Source organism: Streptococcus sp. 1004_SSPC (assembly GCF_001069025.1).
In the GTDB taxonomy this organism is placed as follows: Bacteria; Bacillota; Bacilli; order Lactobacillales; family Streptococcaceae; genus Streptococcus; species Streptococcus vestibularis.
The window spans coordinates 1-15,696 of sequence record NZ_JWGQ01000078.1 but is presented as its reverse complement, the minus strand read 5'-3'; the positions used below and the strand labels follow the sequence as shown (position 1 = coordinate 15,696).

Below are 15,696 nucleotides of genomic sequence, written 5' to 3'. Positions count from 1 at the left end.
CGCATAGCGGGTGGTTTATCTGTTTCGCACCTTCGGAGCGAAACGGACTTAAAGTCACATAATAAAAACAAAAAACCGACTTTCGTCGATTCTTTTTTCATTATCTGAACCTGTCCTCAGACAAGCATATTGTATAGTGTTTCGTTACCGTGAAGGTTGATATAACTTGGGTCAAAGGCTGAAAGACGCTCGAGAAGTCCATCATAGTCATTCTTATCACTAAGAGCGATACCAATGAGAACTGGGCCTTTTCCTTTATTAGCACGTTTGATGTACTCAAAACGAGTGATATCATCATTTGGTCCCAAGATATCATTTACAAATTCACGAAGGGCACCAGGACGTTGTGGGAAGTTAACAACAAAGTAATGCTTGATACCATCGTAGATAAGCGCACGTTCTTCCATCTCTGGCATACGGTTGATATCATTGTTACCACCTGAAATAATACAGACGATGGTTTTTCCTTTAATCTCATCTTTAATCACTTCCAAAGCTGCTACTGATGCTGCCCCTGCGGGTTCTGCAATGGTACCAACCTTAGAGTACATATCAATTAGGGTTTCTGAAATCAAGCCTTCATCAACTCCCAAGAGGCGGTCAACATATTTACGAGCGACTTCGTAGGTTTTTGCACCTACCTTTTGGACAGCAATCCCGTCCGCAAACTTATCAATTTCTTCAAGTTTTACAGGATAACCACGGTCAAAAGCAGCACGCATACTACGAGCACCACTAGCCTCAACACCTACAACCTCTATAGAGGGTGCCACATCCTTGATATAGGTAGCCACACCAGAGATGAGTCCACCCCCACCTACCGGCACTAAGATACTATCAAAAGAAACACCTTCCTCTTGAGCCTGCTCATAAATTTCATAAGCAACAGTTCCTTGACCCGCTTGGACATTATAATCGTCGAACGGATCAATGAAAGTCATGCCTTCAGACTTGGTATATTCCTGTGCTGCTTGAGCAGAAGCATCAAAGGTATCTCCAACCAATTTGATTGTTACAAACTTACCACCAAAGAAACGGACTTGACCAATTTTTTGGTGAGGCGTTGTTACTGGCATAAAGATAGTTGCAGGAATCTTCATTTCATTACAAGTATAAGCAACCCCTTGAGCATGGTTTCCGGCTGATGCACAAACCACACCACGCGCCTTATCCTCGTCACTCAATTGATGGATAGCATAGTAGGCTCCACGCAATTTGAAAGAACGTACCTTTTGCATATTTTCTTTTTTAATATAAATAGTCGCTCCATATTTTTCAGATAAGTAGCGATCAAAATCTAGTGGTGTGCGTTCCACCACGTTTTTTAAGACTTCATTAGCCTTTACGATATCATTTGCAGTAATCATTGGCTCTCCTTTGACACAATATTCAAACTATTTCTATTGTATCACAATTTTCAGAAAAATAGCAGTCTATCAAAAGAAAACTCCTTGTTCATATAAAGAGTTTTACCTATTATTTATTATTCTTTTTTGACATCAAGAAATGACGAAGAACTGTCGCATCTGCTAGGACTATAAGGATAGCAACAATATGTTCTCCCCACTTATGAGATTTTGCTGTTTTAGCAATGTAGCCTTAAGATTTTTAACAAGGATACTGTTTTGATCAGTTGGTGAACCTGCTACGATACCGTAACGTGGGAATACGTTTCAATCCTTCTCAATAGACAAGACTGCACCTGATTTGTCGTTGACACTGATTGTTACCAAGTAACCTGTATTGTTTGTCAACCATCCTGACGCTACTATCAAGTTTGAAACCTTAGCTGAAGCACCTGCTGCCAACGTGATGTCAACATTATCTTGACCGATGATTTCTGAAGCATGTTGAAGTGTCAAGTTGACAGTCATCGTCTTCGTTTCTGATGTCGAATGACGTCCCGCTTCAGTTTATCACTATTTGTATTTGCATGCTGTAAACTCGAGTTATTTTTTAGTTTCATAAAACCGGAAATCCTTGTAAATAGTAATTTTTTCATCCTGAATGGTAAGGTTTTTCAGAAATTTGAGAAGTATATTTTCTAATTTCATTAGATATTCAGTTATCTAATTCTATATAAAATGACAAAAATAAGCAGTAAATGATGACATTTCAGCTCCTAAAATACTAAATTTGATGAGAATAAAAAAACATCTCCCACACAAAGTGAGAAATGATTTATTTATCTATTTTTAGTATCCAAGATAACGGTAACAGGTCCATCATTGATCAGGCTAACCTGCATATCTGCACCAAAGCGTCCCCTTTCTACAGGAACATGACCTGACAAGGATTGGTTGAAATCGTCATAGAACTGGCTAGCCACGTCAGGCTTTGCAGCACCCGTAAATGCCGGTCGATTTCCTTTTTTCGTATCTGCAAAAAGCGTAAACTGAGAAACCGACAAAATCTGACCACCAATATCCTTAACAGAGAGATTCATCTTGCCATCTTCATCTGAAAAAATACGCATATTGACAATCTTACGAACTGCATACTCTAGATCCTCTTTGGTGTCCTCTGGACCAACTCCGACCAAGAGTAAGAGGCCCTGCTTGATAGCACCAACCGTAGAATCCTCAATAACCACAGAGGCACTTTGCACGCGCTGAATTACAATCTTCATCGCAGTAACTCCTTAACCATTCGTACGTTTAACACTGTAAACGTCAGGGATAATTTTAATCTTATCCACAAGGCCAGTCAATTCAATAAGGTTTGCAATTTCAAAGCTAACGTGAATATTGGCAAACTTCATGTCCTTAGTCGGTTGCGCATTAACCGTAGCGATGCTCTTGGTTGTATTGGACAAGATTTGAAGAACATCGTTCAAAAGACCAGAACGGTTAAGGCCATAGATGTCAATCTCAGCTAAGTAAGATTTATTGGCATTACGTTCATCCCACTCCACTTCGATTAGACGTTGCTCATAACCTTCTTGACTCTTGATATTATTACAATCTGAGCGATGAATAGCGATACCACGACCCTTGGTGATGTAACCTTCAATCTCATCTCCAGGTACTGGATTACAGCACTTAGCAATACGCATTAGGAGACCAGAGGCACCTTGAATGATGACTCCATTTTCACTCTTAACCTTAAGAACTTCTTTCTTCTCAGTCTTGACCTCGCCACCATTCATTAACTCTTCAGCTTCAGCTTTTGCCTTAGCACGCTCTTCCTCACGGCGTTCTTTTTCTGTCAGACGATTGAAAACAGCAGCAGCACTAATTTCGCCAAAGCCAACAGCAGCATAAAGAGCTTCCTCACTACGCACACTCATACGAGGAAGGATCTTCTCTATATGTTTCTTGTCTAGGTACTTATTGGCAATATAGCCATGCTCTTGGAAATAGGCAATCAAAAGCTCACGACCCTTGGTGATTGAAGCTTCCTTGTCTTGATTCTTAAAGAATTGACGAATTTTATTTCTGGCCTTAGTAGTTTTGACCATCTTAATCCAGTCACGACTAGGACCAAAGGAATTGGCATTGGTGACAATCTCAACCACATCACCCGTCTTGAGTTTGGCAGTCAGAGGCACCATACGACCATTAACCTTGGCACCTGTGGCCTTCTCACCGACTTGGGTATGGATGGCATAGGCAAAGTCAATAGGACCTGAATCTTTAGGCAATTCCTGAACAGCACCATTTGGTGTAAAGACATAAATTCGCTCTGAGAAGATATCTTCTTTTACAGAGTCAACAAATCCCTTAGCATCCCCGTTCGAGGCATCTTGGAGTTCCACAAGATCCTTAATCCAATTCATTCCCAAAGCAGACTCTTTCGAATCTACCTTGCTCTTGATGCCTTTCTTGTAAGCCCAGTGAGCTGCAACCCCGTATTCGGCAACTTGGTGCATCTCCTTAGTACGGATTTGGATTTCAATAGGTCCTTTGGGTCCATAAACCGTCGTATGGATAGACTGATAACCATTGGATTTAGGATTGGCAATATAGTCTTTGAAACGACCAGGCATCGGACGCCAGAGCTCATGGATGTATCCCAACATGGCATAAACGTCACTATGCGTCTCCATAACACAACGAATAGCAATTAAATCATAAATCTGATCAAATCGTTTCTTCTTGTCACGCATCTTACGAAAAATAGAGTAGATGTGTTTTGGACGACCATAAACATCACCGACAAGCCCTTGTTCAGCTGTATAGGTCTTAATTTTATCGACAATCTCGTCCACAAGTGCCTCACGCTCGCGACGCTTTTCCTTCATCATGTGGGAAATCTTATAAAATTCTACCTCGTTAAGGTAACGGAAGGACATGTCTTCCAATTCCCATTTGATACGACTAATACCTAAACGGTGGGCCAAAGGAGCATAGATTTCCATAGTTTCGCGAGAAATGCGCTCTTGCTTATCCTTACGAAGATGCTTAAGGGTACGCATATTGTGCAAACGATCGGCCAATTTAACCAAGATGACACGGATATCCTTAGACATAGCCATAAGCATCTTACGGTGATTTTCAGCCAACTGCTCCTCGTGAGACTTGTACTCAACCTTACCAAGCTTAGTAACACCGTCCACGATATTTCGTACATCCGTACCAAAATCCGCTTCCAAATCATCGAGCGTTTTTTCGGTGTCTTCAACGACATCGTGTAAGAAACCACAGGCTACTGTCACTGCATCAAGATGGAGATCTGCCAAGATACCTGCCACTTGAATAGGGTGAATAATATAAGGTTCTCCTGACTGACGAAATTGCCCACTATGAGCATCTGTCGCATAATGCCAGGCTTCTTCAACTAATTTCAAATCATCTGCTGACATGTAGGCCGAGCAAATGTCTAAAATTTCTTCTCCTGTTACATTTTTATCTTTAGCCATGATTTCTTCCTTCGCTTCTTTTAATAACCTTTATTTTATCACTTTTACAAGTAAAGAAAAAGAGCTAGATAGGCAATTCTTAAGCGCAAGGAGCCAACTTGAAAAGCACAACATCTTGTGTTAGAATGATTGAGCAAACACAAGATATAGATAGAAAGAGGATGCTTATGTCTCAACTTACCCTCGTTTATATTAGTCTAAGCGGTAATACCCAAAGCTTTGTCAAACGTATGTCTGACTATTTATCCCTCAACCACGGGATTGAATGTCGCCAAATCAATATTAAAGAGCTTAATCATGAAACCTTCCAAGTAGATGAACCCTTTGTCGCACTCTTGCCAACCTACCTTGAAGGAGGAAATGGCGTTGACAATGGAGATGTTGAAATCCTAACCAATCCACTGGGTGACTTTATCGCAGCCCATGGCAATCACAAACGTTGCTTTGGTATCATCGGTTCTGGCAACCGTAACTTCAATAACCAGTACTGCCTAACCGCCAAACAGTACAGTCAACGTTTTGGCTTTCCAATGTTGGGAGACTTCGAGCTACGCGGTACACAGTCCGATATCGAACGTCTGGCACCTATTATCCTAGAAGCACAAAAGAACTTTAACCAACGCTAAAACTAGAGCAAAAAAGCCCTGATAGGGGCTTTTTCCTTTGCTTAATTTTTTTCGTGTTTTTTGATTCCAAAGCATCTAGCCAAGGTCATAAGAATCAGACCAGCTAAAGTTACTGACACAGATTCATCTGAACCAGTGTTTGGCAAGGCCTTAACTGAACTTAAACCTTGAGTTTCTTGTACTTGAGCTTGAGGCAAGATAACGACTTGAGCGTTTGACAACTGGCTAGCTGGGGCAGGTTTAGCCACGCTGGCAACTACAGTAGCTTTTGATATCTCACGCTTAGATTGGTCCGTCGTCTCAACACCTTTTGGTGACTTCTCAGATTCTTTATTAGTCGTATCATCAACTTGATTTGCTTTTTCCTTAACACTCAAACGGTACTCTGCAAATCCTGCTTGTGTTGATGGTCCATTATGGTCATAAGCAGCCATATCAATTAGATCTTTATCCGCAATATCTGACTTAGTATCATTTTTTTCAAGCTTGGCCTTACTATTGACAACTTTCCATTTGCCGTCCGTATCAGTAAAGGTCTTGTTGACAATCTTATAAGGATTGTAATAGTAATCACCAGTCTGAGCATTACGCACATTGACATTGATAATGTTAATCTTAGCAGCCTTAACCATATGATCCAAAAATTCTAGACCATAGTTAAACTCGTGGTTTCCAAGCGTTTCAGCATCGTAACCAAGCATCTCAAAAGCCTTGTACATAGGGTGAGTCTCACCTTGGGCAACAGGATCAATCAAGGCCTTATAAGCTCCAAAAATAATTCCCTGAATCGTATCCCCACTGTCCACCAAGACCGTATTGGGATTGGTTTCACGGGCTTTTTTGATAAGGACATCAGTTTTAGACAGACCAACGGTTTGAGACGGCTTATCTTGATAATAGTCATAGTTAACCAAGTTGGTATGAAGGTCTGTTGTTGACAAAATCTACATATCAACTGTCTGCTCCTCATGAGCGGGCTCTGTAACAGTTTCAGTAGAGGTCGTTACTACTGGTGCCTTTCCTCATCAACATCCCCTACAACTTGTGGTACAGTCAAGAGAGCAACAAGTCCCAAAACCACAGCAGATTGAATCACATAACGATTCGTTTTCATTAAAAATCTTCCACTTTTATAAAGATAATACAATTATATTTAATCTAAATAAGAGTATAAACTTTTTTAAAAATGCTCAATTTTTCATGCAAAAGAAAAGCCAAGATCAAACCTCAGCCTAAAAGTGTCAAATACAAAAAAGTTGGAACAAAGCCAACTTTCTCTTAGTTATTCAATTCTAGGGCATAACTCACACTGCTCAAAGCGTAGAGGGGAGCTGTTTCCGTCCGCATAATACGCGGTCCAAGGCCAACCTTAACGCCACCAGCTTCTTCAAATGCATCAATCTCAGACGGAGAAATACCACCTTCTGGTCCAAAGATAAAGAGAATTTTCTGACCACTCTCTACATGAGCCAACTCACGAGCTAGAGTAGCCAACTCGCCTGCTTTGGCTGTTTCCTCATAGGCGATAAAAATCTTATCAAAATTATCTAATTCTGATAGAAATTCTCCCTTCTTCTCGAACAATCTGACTTCTGGAACACGATTACGCTTGGATTGTTCTGCAGCTCCTAGAGCAATTTTGTCAAGCTTATCTTCCTTCTTGGCAAGCTTCTTACCATCCCACTTAACCACAGACCAGTCGGCAGGGAAGCCCCAAATAGCCTGAGCTCCAAGCTCTGTTGCCTTTTGTGTCACCAGCTCCAACTTGTCTCCCTTGGGAAAACCAGAAGCAATGGTTACAGATACAGGCATCTCAACATTCTCATTTAAAACTTCAATCACTTCCAAGACATGATTCTCACGGTCAGTCACACGTGCAAGATACTTGATACCGTCTTCAAAAACCAAGACAACCTGATCATCCTCTGCTAAACGCATAACGTTAAACATATGCTTCACAGTATCCTTGTCTTTGATGATTACTGGATTTTCCATCTGCCCCTTTATAAAATATTGTTGCATTTAGCCTCCAATCACACCTGAAATATCATCTGTCTTCTTGAAGACACAAGCATTCCACTCTCCCTGAACCATGTGAGTTTCTAGGAAGAAACCTGCTTTCTCAGCCGATGTACGCACCATATCCCATTTTTCAGAGATAATCCCTGACATAATCAAATAACCTTCGTCCTTAACCAAACGGTAGGCATCTTCCGTCAGATGAATGAGAATGTCCGCCAAAATATTAGCCACGATAACATCAGATTCTTGAGTCACACCCTTCAAAAGATCTCCCGTAGCAACGTGGATATTTTCCATGCTAGGATTCATATCAATGTTTTCCTGTGCCACTCGAACTGCTACGTCGTCAAGGTCATAGGCATAGATTTCCTTAGCTCCCAGAAGAGAGCTAGCAATCGAGAGGACACCCGATCCAGTTCCCACATCAATCACAGTCTCGCCACCACGAAGCACCTGTTCGAGTGCAAAAAGGCTCATCTTAGTCGTTGGATGTGTCCCTGTTCCAAAGGCCATGCCAGGATCTAGCTTGATAATCTTCTCACCCACTGATGCCTCATAATCTGTCCATGACGGTACAATGGTTAAATCATGAGTAATTCGTGCTGGTTCATAGTATTTTTTCCAATTCTCAGCCCAATCTTCTTCAACCAATTCTTGAGTAGCCAAGTGAATATCTCCCGTTTCAAGACCAAAATCCGTCAACTCAGCCAAACGCTCATTAACCTGCTTAGTAATGGCCTCGATATCTACTGATTCCGGATAATAAGCCGTAATTTTAACTGTCTCAACCTGCTCAACCTCAGGATAAAGTTCCCCAAAACGGTCCGCATTTTCCAAATAATCTGCACTATCATCAATAGCCACACCTTGACTACCAGATTCAATTAAAATATTAGAAGCCGCCTCTTCGACCTCACGATTAACCTCAATCGTTAATTCTTGCCATTTGTCCATTTAATTCTCCGTTTCCTTTCCTACTAAATAGTCTTTAAAGCGTTCCTGCAACTGGGGAATGACACCTTCTACTTTTATAAAATCCTCTACAGGCATTAGCTTAAATGCCTGTCCCTCGTCACCAAAACGAATCTCACGATACTGCTCTTGGCTAATTCGGCCAACCACAAAGACAGCTGACCTATCTTTATCCAACATACTAGGATAGATTTTCGACCAAATAATCGATTCCTCTGTCAAAGTCAATCCCAGCTCCTCCCAGACCTCACGTTGAAGACATTCAAGAGGCGTTTCTTGACCTTCTCTTCCACCACCTGGCAACTCCCACATATTGGGCCAAGGAATATCTGGTTTATTATCTCTGAGAATGACCAAAATACTTTGCTCTACGAGTAAGGCAGCCTTAACACCTGTAAAATCAAATTGATCTTTTAAATAAGCATCCATCCCTTTTCGCTCCCTTTAATACCTTGGATAAGCAAAAAATTCCTTCTCTTCAAGTTGAGCTTTCCCTTTTTCAAATGCATCTTTGTCCCAAGCCAAACCAAATTCCTCAGGTCCATCATCAGATAGAAAATCCATCAAGTCACTCAAGCCTTCTGTTGCTACCTCATTTAGGGTTTCTGCAAAATAAGCTAAAAACTCACGGGATAGACCTTTCTTAGGTTCATATGGGATTGTCACTAGGTAGTCCTCTTCATCAAAACGCGATTTTGCTGGATTGTAAAAGAGCACGTAGTCCTCAAAAATGACATCTTCATCAGACACTTCACCCTTATCATCAATAGTCTCCACATTGCTACTGTTTTGTGCTTCTAGTATAAACGTTACTTCTACAGCGTGATTCTTTTTATCCCAGTCCATAGCGAAATCATAGTCCAGGTGCTTATCCAATTCTTCTTCTAATACTGACAAAAAGCCGAATTTAGCCATTTGTTTTCCTCGTTCTTTCTTATTATTCCCTTTATTTTAGCATAAAAGGAGCCAATAAAAAACAGAGTAGGCTGTCCCACTCTGTCCTAGTTTATTATTTAGCATTTTCAACCGCTGCTGTCACAAAGGCAGTGTAAAGTTCTTCAGCATGGTTTGGACGGCTATGGTATTCTGGGTGGTATTGAGCTGCCACAAAGAATTTCTTGTCTGGGAGTTCTACAACTTCCATCAAACGATTATCTGGTGACACACCTGAGAATACAAAGCCCTCAGCCTCAAACTGTTCACGGAACTTAGTATTAAATTCATAACGGTGACGGTGACGACGTTGAACAACTTCTTGGTTGCCATAAGCTGCAGCAGCCTTAGAACCTGGTTTCAACTTACATGGGTAAAGACCGAGACGAAGAGTACCACCCATGTCTTCAATGTCAATTTGATCACGCATAATATCGATAATTGGATATTTTGTGTTTGGATCAAGCTCAGCTGAATTAGCGCCATCCAAGTGAAGGACATGACGAGCAAACTCAATACATGTCAATTGCATACCGAGACAGACACCTAACATTGGCACATCATTTTCACGTGCATAACGAATAGCTTGAATCTTACCTTCAGTACCACGTTGACCGAAACCACCAGGAACGATGATACCATCAGCGTCAGCCAAACGAGAAGCAACATTTTCAGCAGTCAAATCATTAGCATTGACCCAGTCAATATCAATGGCAGTATCATTTGCCAAACCAGAGTGTTTAAGTGCCTCAACCACTGACAAGTAAGCATCGTGAAGCTCCACATACTTACCGACAAGAGCAATCTTAGTTGTCTTCTTAAGATTAAGTACCTTATCAACCATAGCAGACCACTCTGTCATATCTGCAGCTGGAGCATCCAGTTTCAAATGATCACAAACGATTTGATCCATACCTTGAGCCTGCATATTAAGTGGCACTTGATAGATATGTTCCACGTCGAGTGATTCGATAACAGCCTCAGGTGCAACATCACAGAACTGAGCCAATTTATTCTTGATTCCTTGACCAGCAGGTTGTTCTGTACGAATAACCAACATATTTGGTTGGATACCCAAACCACGCAATTCCTTAACAGAGTGTTGCGTTGGCTTTGTCTTCATTTCACCAGCAGCCTTCAAATAAGGAAGAAGCGTTGTGTGGATATACATAACATTGTCAGAACCCACATCAGCCTTCATTTGACGAAGCGCTTCAAGGAATGGAAGACTTTCAATATCACCAACCGTACCACCAACTTCAGTGATAATGACATCTGAATCAGTCGTTGTCGCTGCACGCTTAATCTTGTCTTTCAAAGCATCTGTGATATGAGGAATTACCTGAACAGTCGCACCTAGATACTCACCTTTACGTTCCTTACGCAACACCTCACTATAAATCTTACCAGTAGTAACGTTAGAGTATTTATTAAGATTGATATCAATAAAACGCTCGTAGTGACCAAGGTCAAGGTCAGTTTCAGCACCATCATCAGTGACATAAACTTCACCATGTTGGTAAGGACTCATTGTCCCTGGATCAATATTGATGTAAGGATCGAATTTTTGAATCGTTACCTTAAGACCACGGTTCTTAAGCAAACGTCCAAGACTCGCAGCTACAATCCCTTTACCAATTGAAGATACCACACCACCAGTGACGAAAATATATTTTGTCATATTAACTCCTTTAATATAATGTAAAACCATAAAAAATAGCAAATTGATTACCGTATTCAATAATCAAAATAATCCTTTACCAATGCCCAACATGAGTACTATTCAGTAACTCAATATCAACAAAACCAGTAAATGACTAAAAACAAAAATGACCCCCAAGAGTTTTACTCTGGGAGCCTTAATCACGACCTCTTCAAAAGAGGTGCCCGATAAATAGTCTAAACTATCCAAGACCATTTGTCAATAAAAACTTAGTCGTTTGACTCATCCTCATAGTCATCATCATCATCTTCTTCTGACAACTCAACATCATCCAAATCGTCATCTGGAATAATTTCATTCAACTCAGAGTCATAAGATTCCACTTCGGCTTTCTCATCATCTTCGCTATCGTCGTCATATTCAAGACTATCAGAATCAGGTGTGAAGTTTTCATCTTCTGGATCATCATCATTATAATCGATAGCATCTTCATCACCATCCATGAAGGCATTAACTTTCTTATTCTTACGTTTTGGTGCATTTTCATCAGTATCTTCCAATGTGATGACCTCTTCATCGATTTCATCAATTGCGTACCATGAACGCAAGCCCCATTTGTTATCACCTAGTGGAATGAAACTTCCATCCGTATTCAAATCTGAATAAAAGAATGGCAAAGCACTACGGATATCAGCATCCGATTTTTCTAAGTAATTTTGAATTTCATTGACTAAATCGTTGAAATACATTTCATTATCACGACCACGTGTTTCTAAGATAGCACGGGCCACTTCAATCATTGATAATTCACTTTTTTCTTGTCCAGCAAATACGTCTAGTTCCAAAGTGGTTCTCCTTCATTCTTACTCAAGCTACTTTCCATCAGAAATAGCTCAGCAATCAATTTTTCGCTACCTTTTATTTTACGCTAAAAAGAGTCAATAGTCAAAGCATTTATAGAAGAAAAAATCAAGTCTCAACAGAAACTTGATTTTAGTCATATTATTTAACTTTTGCTGTGCTTGTGATAACTTCAACAGCTTTCTTCATAGTGATATCGTGTTTAAGCATTTCAGGTGAAAGAAGTGCAGAAACTTGTGATACTTCCATGTTGTACTCAGCTGCAAGATCGTTGATTTCTTTTTGGATTTCTTCTTCTGTAGCGTCGAATCCTTCAGCAGCAGCAACAGCTTCGATAACAAGGTTAGTTTTCACACGTTTGTCAGCGTCAGCTTCATATTGTTTGTGAAGATCTTCTTGAGTTGTACCAGTGATTTGGAAGTACATTTCAGGAGAGATACCTTGACGTTGCATGTTACCCATGAATTCGTTCATAGCACGGTGAACTTCGTCTTCAACCATTTCTGCTGGCAATTCAACGATTTCAGCGTTTTCAACAGCCAAATCAAGTGCAGCACCTTCAACAGCGTCATCATATGCGATTTCTTTAGCTGCTTCAAGTTCTTTACGATATTTAGCTTTCAACTCATCAAGAGTTTCAACTTCATCGTCAAGATCCTTAGCCAACTCATCATCAAGAGCAGGAACTTCTTTAGCTTTAACTTCGTTAACTTTAGTAACAAATACAGCAGCTTTACCTGCAAGGTCAGAAGCTTGATAGTCTTCTGGGAAAGTAACTTTAACTTCTACTTCATCACCAGCTTTTGCTCCAACCAATTGGTCTTCGAATCCTGGGATAAATTGACCTGAACCAAGTTCAAGAGAGTGGTTTTCACCTTTACCACCGTCAAATTCAACACCATCTACTGAACCAACAAAGTCGATAACAACAGTGTCGCCATTTTCAGCTGCACCTTCTTTAACGACCAATTCAGCCAAGTTTCTGCGTTCGTTTTCAAGCTTAGCATCAACTTCTTCATCAGTAACTTCTTTAGAAGCTTCAACTGAAACTTCAAGATCTTTATATGCACCAAGTTTTACTTCAGGTTTTGTAACAACTTCTGCAGTAAGTGTCCAATCTTGACCTTTTTCAATTGATTTTACATCAATTTTTGGTTGTGCAACAACATCAAGATCAAGTTCAGCAATCGCTGCTTCATAAGCTGATGGAAGAATTGCATTCAAAGCATCGTCGTAAAGAGCTTCTTCACCAAATTTTTGGTTAAATACGGCACGAGGCATGTGTCCTTTTCGGAAACCTGGTACGTTCAAATTCTTTTTAACCTTGTTAAACGCTTGATCCAAAGCTGGTTGAATTTTATCTTGACCGATAGTAAATGTCACCACACCACGGTTAGTGGCTGTGTTTTCAAATGATACAGACATGTAGTCATTCTCCTTAAAATTTTTTATAGATACAGTTTAGTTTACCATATTTCAAAGCCTTTTGAAAGTTTTTTTCTCCAATTTAATATCAAGAAAATCGTTAGAGACTGCTTCTTTTTACAAATTTTGATAAACTAGAGATATGAATATTTTACAAAAGTATATACAGCAATTTAATTTCGAAGAAAGCCTAATGGTACTTATTTCGAAAGGGATTAAACTTCTCATTCTCCTCATCATCTTTCTTCTTAGTAAAAAGATTATCAACTTTTTATTTAAACATACTGTCGGACGTTCACTATCCTGGACCATTCAAACATCCGCCCGTAAAAAAACTATTGAACGCCTACTGCACAATTGCATGAACTATATCCTTTACTTTTTCCTTGTATACTGGCTTCTAAGTATTTTGGGTGTTCCCGTATCTAGCCTTCTAGCTGGAGCCGGACTTGCCGGTGTTGCCCTTGGTCTAGGAGCTCAAGGCTTCCTATCAGACGTCGTTAATGGTTTTTTCATCTTATTAGAAAATCAATTTGAAGTTGGTGATTCTGTTGAGGTAGAAGCCATTACAGGTCTTGTTTCTACTGTGGGTATCCGCACTACTCAGATTCGAGGCTTTGATGGAACACTCCATTTTATACCTAATCGTAATATCAAAATCGTTTCCAATAAATCTCGTGGAGATATGAGAGCTCAAATTGACATCCCAGTCTATACTTCTACCGATATCAATAAAGTAACAAGCATTATCCAACAAGTTAATAAAGACAACATTGAAAATTATCCTGAAATTATTGGGACTCCAAATATCATCGGATTAACTTCAAAACCTTCCGGACAACTTGTTTTTCGTGTTGACATTTTTACAAAAAATGGACAACAAGTCCATATCTATGCAGACTTCTTAAAACTTTACCAAGAAGCTATATTTAAAGAAAAGGTTGAACTTCCAAGAATTACTGGAAACACAATAGAAGTAAAATAAACAAACTCATCTTATAATAAGAGTCACTAATAATAAACAAATTAACTGATACGAATAATGTCCATAACTATTGAATAAAACAAACTAGAGAATAATTTCAACTCAGTCTTCTTCATTACATGGATCAAAGTCAACCATCCAAACTCTTAACTCTCGTATCATCTTTTTCCTTCCCCTAAAGCATTCACCAGCCAACAATCGATCCAACTTAAGAGAATCTTCCGATGATAACTGCTCACGAAAAGCATTAAGCTGCTCATCATAAGCAAGTCTATCAACCGTATCTAGCTCCTTATTGGGAATACAAAAAGCAATATCTGAGATTTCAACATAGCACTGTCTATTAGCTTGACGTTTTACTGACTCCTGCCGCCTCACTTCATCATTAAGTCGATTCCTAAACTTAGTTTTAAAGTAACGACGTAACTTATCATCATCTTTCTCTAAATCAGGAAACTTTTTTAAAAGCTGATACAAAGTCATCATCGCCTCTTGCTCCATGTCAGCTTGATCCCAAAGCTGAATAAAGTATTGCCTAAAAGCCTTAAGTACAATCGGCCTTACAGTTTCATATGCGTGAACAAAAACTTCTTGTTCCATTGAACCTCCAATAATAAATATAAATTTTGTAATTAGATAACTACAGACCTATTATAAAAGAATGTAGAAAAATAAAATAGAGACATATATGTCACTATAAATAACTTGGCTAAAACAATTAGAGGAATGAGTGAGATAGAGTCAAAACCACCCACTATGATATGCCCCCTGTCAAGTAGACAGGTTAACTATCTAAAAAAGTGTCTGTTTTTGAAGGTCAGTCGTACAAAATAAATGTACGGCTGTTTTGTTATGCAGACCACTTAGACTTGTACTTTTCAATTTTGTTATTCTTAGCGATTGAGTATGACAAAGGATGTTCTGATGTTAAGACAGCGCTTCTAACTTCCAAAGGCGTTTTACAGTCATATCTACTTTGTGGACGCTCTTGACAGTATAGTCTTTGATGGCATAATAGTTGACAATCTCTTTGCGTTCATCAATAGTGGTTTTACGTCTTGCTTTTGCCATATAGAGCCCCCGTTTTGGAGCGTAATCCTTAAGTTCTATATTGGCATTATACATCCTAATCCACTTTCTTAAAAGTCCTTAAGAAATATCATACTGATGACCTAAATCAATAGATGAAGCCTCACCACTAATACATTTTTCTACAAGTTCCATTTTAAATTCTTTTGAATAGGAACGTTTTTTTGTTTTCTTTGTGAATCCTAAAATCCCATATTTTTTTATAGATGGCAGCCCAATCTTGAATCGTCCTTGTGGAAATATGGAGACAGTTACATAT

The 15,696-nt window shown here is 39.5% G+C and carries 16 protein-coding genes and 2 pseudogenes; 2 read left to right on the top strand and 16 right to left on the bottom strand.

Features of this window, described 5'->3' with window-relative positions; genetic code table 11:
• Window positions 1-116 precede the first annotated feature (116 nt).
• From ilvA to ADF62_RS06315, 4 genes are all read right to left on the bottom strand, one after another.
• Window positions 117-1,367, bottom strand: coding sequence for a threonine ammonia-lyase IlvA (ilvA, locus tag ADF62_RS06330; protein ID WP_048788379.1), 1,251 nt, complete (start codon window positions 1,365-1,367; stop codon window positions 117-119).
• 306 nt (window positions 1,368-1,673) lie between these two features.
• Window positions 1,674-1,874, bottom strand: a complete 201-nt coding sequence (locus tag ADF62_RS11030; RefSeq protein WP_048788378.1) for a hypothetical protein — start codon at window positions 1,872-1,874, stop codon at window positions 1,674-1,676.
• A gap of 311 nt (window positions 1,875-2,185) precedes the next feature.
• On the bottom strand, window positions 2,186-2,629 hold the full coding sequence (dtd, locus tag ADF62_RS06320) for a D-aminoacyl-tRNA deacylase (RefSeq protein ID WP_048788377.1): 444 nt from the start codon (window positions 2,627-2,629) through the stop codon (window positions 2,186-2,188).
• 12 nt (window positions 2,630-2,641) lie between these two features.
• Window positions 2,642-4,861: a RelA/SpoT family protein gene (locus ADF62_RS06315; protein ID WP_048788376.1), complete on the bottom strand. Its 2,220-nt coding sequence runs from the start codon at window positions 4,859-4,861 to the stop codon at window positions 2,642-2,644.
• A gap of 167 nt (window positions 4,862-5,028) precedes the next feature.
• On the opposite strand from ADF62_RS06315, the gene nrdI reads away from it, so the two are divergent.
• Window positions 5,029-5,487, top strand: a complete 459-nt coding sequence (nrdI, locus tag ADF62_RS06310) for a class Ib ribonucleoside-diphosphate reductase assembly flavoprotein NrdI (protein WP_048788380.1) — start codon at window positions 5,029-5,031, stop codon at window positions 5,485-5,487.
• Window positions 5,488-5,528: 41 nt separating this feature from the next.
• On the opposite strand, the gene ADF62_RS11900 is transcribed toward nrdI, so the two are convergent.
• The 9 genes and pseudogenes from ADF62_RS11900 to tig all read right to left on the bottom strand — a co-directional run bounded on the left by ADF62_RS11900 (window position 5,529) and on the right by tig (window position 13,363).
• Window positions 5,529-5,921, bottom strand: a complete 393-nt coding sequence (locus ADF62_RS11900) for an LPXTG cell wall anchor domain-containing protein (RefSeq protein WP_239665005.1) — start codon at window positions 5,919-5,921, stop codon at window positions 5,529-5,531.
• Between the two features lie 63 nt (window positions 5,922-5,984).
• Window positions 5,985-6,431 (bottom strand): annotated as a pseudogene (locus tag ADF62_RS11895) (tRNA methyltransferase); the annotation flags it as partial.
• 334 nt (window positions 6,432-6,765) lie between these two features.
• Window positions 6,766-7,509: a 16S rRNA (uracil(1498)-N(3))-methyltransferase gene (locus ADF62_RS06300; protein WP_003095083.1), complete on the bottom strand. Its 744-nt coding sequence runs from the start codon at window positions 7,507-7,509 to the stop codon at window positions 6,766-6,768.
• On the bottom strand, window positions 7,510-8,463 hold the full coding sequence (prmA, locus tag ADF62_RS06295; RefSeq protein ID WP_003095067.1) for a 50S ribosomal protein L11 methyltransferase: 954 nt from the start codon (window positions 8,461-8,463) through the stop codon (window positions 7,510-7,512). It lies immediately after the preceding gene.
• Window positions 8,464-8,910: an NUDIX hydrolase gene (locus ADF62_RS06290; protein ID WP_003095049.1), complete on the bottom strand. Its 447-nt coding sequence runs from the start codon at window positions 8,908-8,910 to the stop codon at window positions 8,464-8,466.
• A gap of 15 nt (window positions 8,911-8,925) precedes the next feature.
• Window positions 8,926-9,396 (bottom strand): DUF3013 family protein, encoded by a 471-nt coding sequence (locus ADF62_RS06285; protein ID WP_003095052.1) that lies wholly within the window; start codon window positions 9,394-9,396, stop codon window positions 8,926-8,928.
• 94 nt (window positions 9,397-9,490) lie between these two features.
• On the bottom strand, window positions 9,491-11,095 hold the full coding sequence (locus ADF62_RS06280; protein ID WP_002885608.1) for a CTP synthase: 1,605 nt from the start codon (window positions 11,093-11,095) through the stop codon (window positions 9,491-9,493).
• Window positions 11,096-11,346: 251 nt separating this feature from the next.
• Window positions 11,347-11,922, bottom strand: coding sequence for a DNA-directed RNA polymerase subunit delta (gene rpoE / locus ADF62_RS06275; RefSeq protein ID WP_003098181.1), 576 nt, complete (start codon window positions 11,920-11,922; stop codon window positions 11,347-11,349).
• 157 nt (window positions 11,923-12,079) lie between these two features.
• On the bottom strand, window positions 12,080-13,363 hold the full coding sequence (gene tig / locus ADF62_RS06270) for a trigger factor (protein ID WP_003095183.1): 1,284 nt from the start codon (window positions 13,361-13,363) through the stop codon (window positions 12,080-12,082).
• A gap of 142 nt (window positions 13,364-13,505) precedes the next feature.
• Here tig and ADF62_RS06265 point away from each other — a divergent pair, with 142 nt between their 5' ends.
• On the top strand, window positions 13,506-14,348 hold the full coding sequence (locus ADF62_RS06265) for a mechanosensitive ion channel family protein (RefSeq protein WP_003098186.1): 843 nt from the start codon (window positions 13,506-13,508) through the stop codon (window positions 14,346-14,348).
• Window positions 14,349-14,450: 102 nt separating this feature from the next.
• Here ADF62_RS06265 and ADF62_RS06260 read toward each other — a convergent pair whose 3' ends face one another.
• From ADF62_RS06260 to ADF62_RS11255, 3 genes and pseudogenes are all read right to left on the bottom strand, one after another.
• On the bottom strand, window positions 14,451-14,948 hold the full coding sequence (locus tag ADF62_RS06260; RefSeq protein ID WP_003095137.1) for a sigma factor: 498 nt from the start codon (window positions 14,946-14,948) through the stop codon (window positions 14,451-14,453).
• A gap of 327 nt (window positions 14,949-15,275) precedes the next feature.
• Complete coding sequence (locus ADF62_RS09890; protein ID WP_225901374.1) at window positions 15,276-15,419, bottom strand: hypothetical protein; 144 nt, start codon at window positions 15,417-15,419, stop codon at window positions 15,276-15,278.
• 78 nt (window positions 15,420-15,497) lie between these two features.
• A pseudogene (locus tag ADF62_RS11255) lies at window positions 15,498-15,696 on the bottom strand (hypothetical protein); the annotation flags it as partial.

Excerpts from the sequence above, each read along its gene's own strand:
- ADF62_RS11900 (WP_239665005.1), bottom strand. The coding sequence starts at position 5,921 with ATGGCTGCTTATGACCATAATGGACCATCAACACAAGCAGGATTTGCA.
- ADF62_RS09890 (WP_225901374.1), bottom strand. The coding sequence starts at position 15,419 with ATGGCAAAAGCAAGACGTAAAACCACTATTGATGAACGCAAAGAGATT.
- tig (WP_003095183.1), bottom strand. The coding sequence starts at position 13,363 with ATGTCTGTATCATTTGAAAACACAGCCACTAACCGTGGTGTGGTGACA.
- ADF62_RS06285 (WP_003095052.1), bottom strand. The coding sequence starts at position 9,396 with ATGGCTAAATTCGGCTTTTTGTCAGTATTAGAAGAAGAATTGGATAAG.
- ADF62_RS06315 (WP_048788376.1), bottom strand. The coding sequence starts at position 4,861 with ATGGCTAAAGATAAAAATGTAACAGGAGAAGAAATTTTAGACATTTGC.
- nrdI (WP_048788380.1), top strand. The coding sequence starts at position 5,029 with ATGTCTCAACTTACCCTCGTTTATATTAGTCTAAGCGGTAATACCCAA.
- ADF62_RS11030 (WP_048788378.1), bottom strand. The coding sequence starts at position 1,874 with ATGACTGTCAACTTGACACTTCAACATGCTTCAGAAATCATCGGTCAA.
- ilvA (WP_048788379.1), bottom strand. The coding sequence starts at position 1,367 with ATGATTACTGCAAATGATATCGTAAAGGCTAATGAAGTCTTAAAAAAC.
- ADF62_RS06265 (WP_003098186.1), top strand. The coding sequence starts at position 13,506 with ATGAATATTTTACAAAAGTATATACAGCAATTTAATTTCGAAGAAAGC.
- ADF62_RS06290 (WP_003095049.1), bottom strand. The coding sequence starts at position 8,910 with ATGGATGCTTATTTAAAAGATCAATTTGATTTTACAGGTGTTAAGGCT.
- ADF62_RS06260 (WP_003095137.1), bottom strand. The coding sequence starts at position 14,948 with ATGGAACAAGAAGTTTTTGTTCACGCATATGAAACTGTAAGGCCGATT.
- prmA (WP_003095067.1), bottom strand. The coding sequence starts at position 8,463 with ATGGACAAATGGCAAGAATTAACGATTGAGGTTAATCGTGAGGTCGAA.
- ADF62_RS06280 (WP_002885608.1), bottom strand. The coding sequence starts at position 11,095 with ATGACAAAATATATTTTCGTCACTGGTGGTGTGGTATCTTCAATTGGT.
- dtd (WP_048788377.1), bottom strand. The coding sequence starts at position 2,629 with ATGAAGATTGTAATTCAGCGCGTGCAAAGTGCCTCTGTGGTTATTGAG.
- ADF62_RS06300 (WP_003095083.1), bottom strand. The coding sequence starts at position 7,509 with ATGCAACAATATTTTATAAAGGGGCAGATGGAAAATCCAGTAATCATC.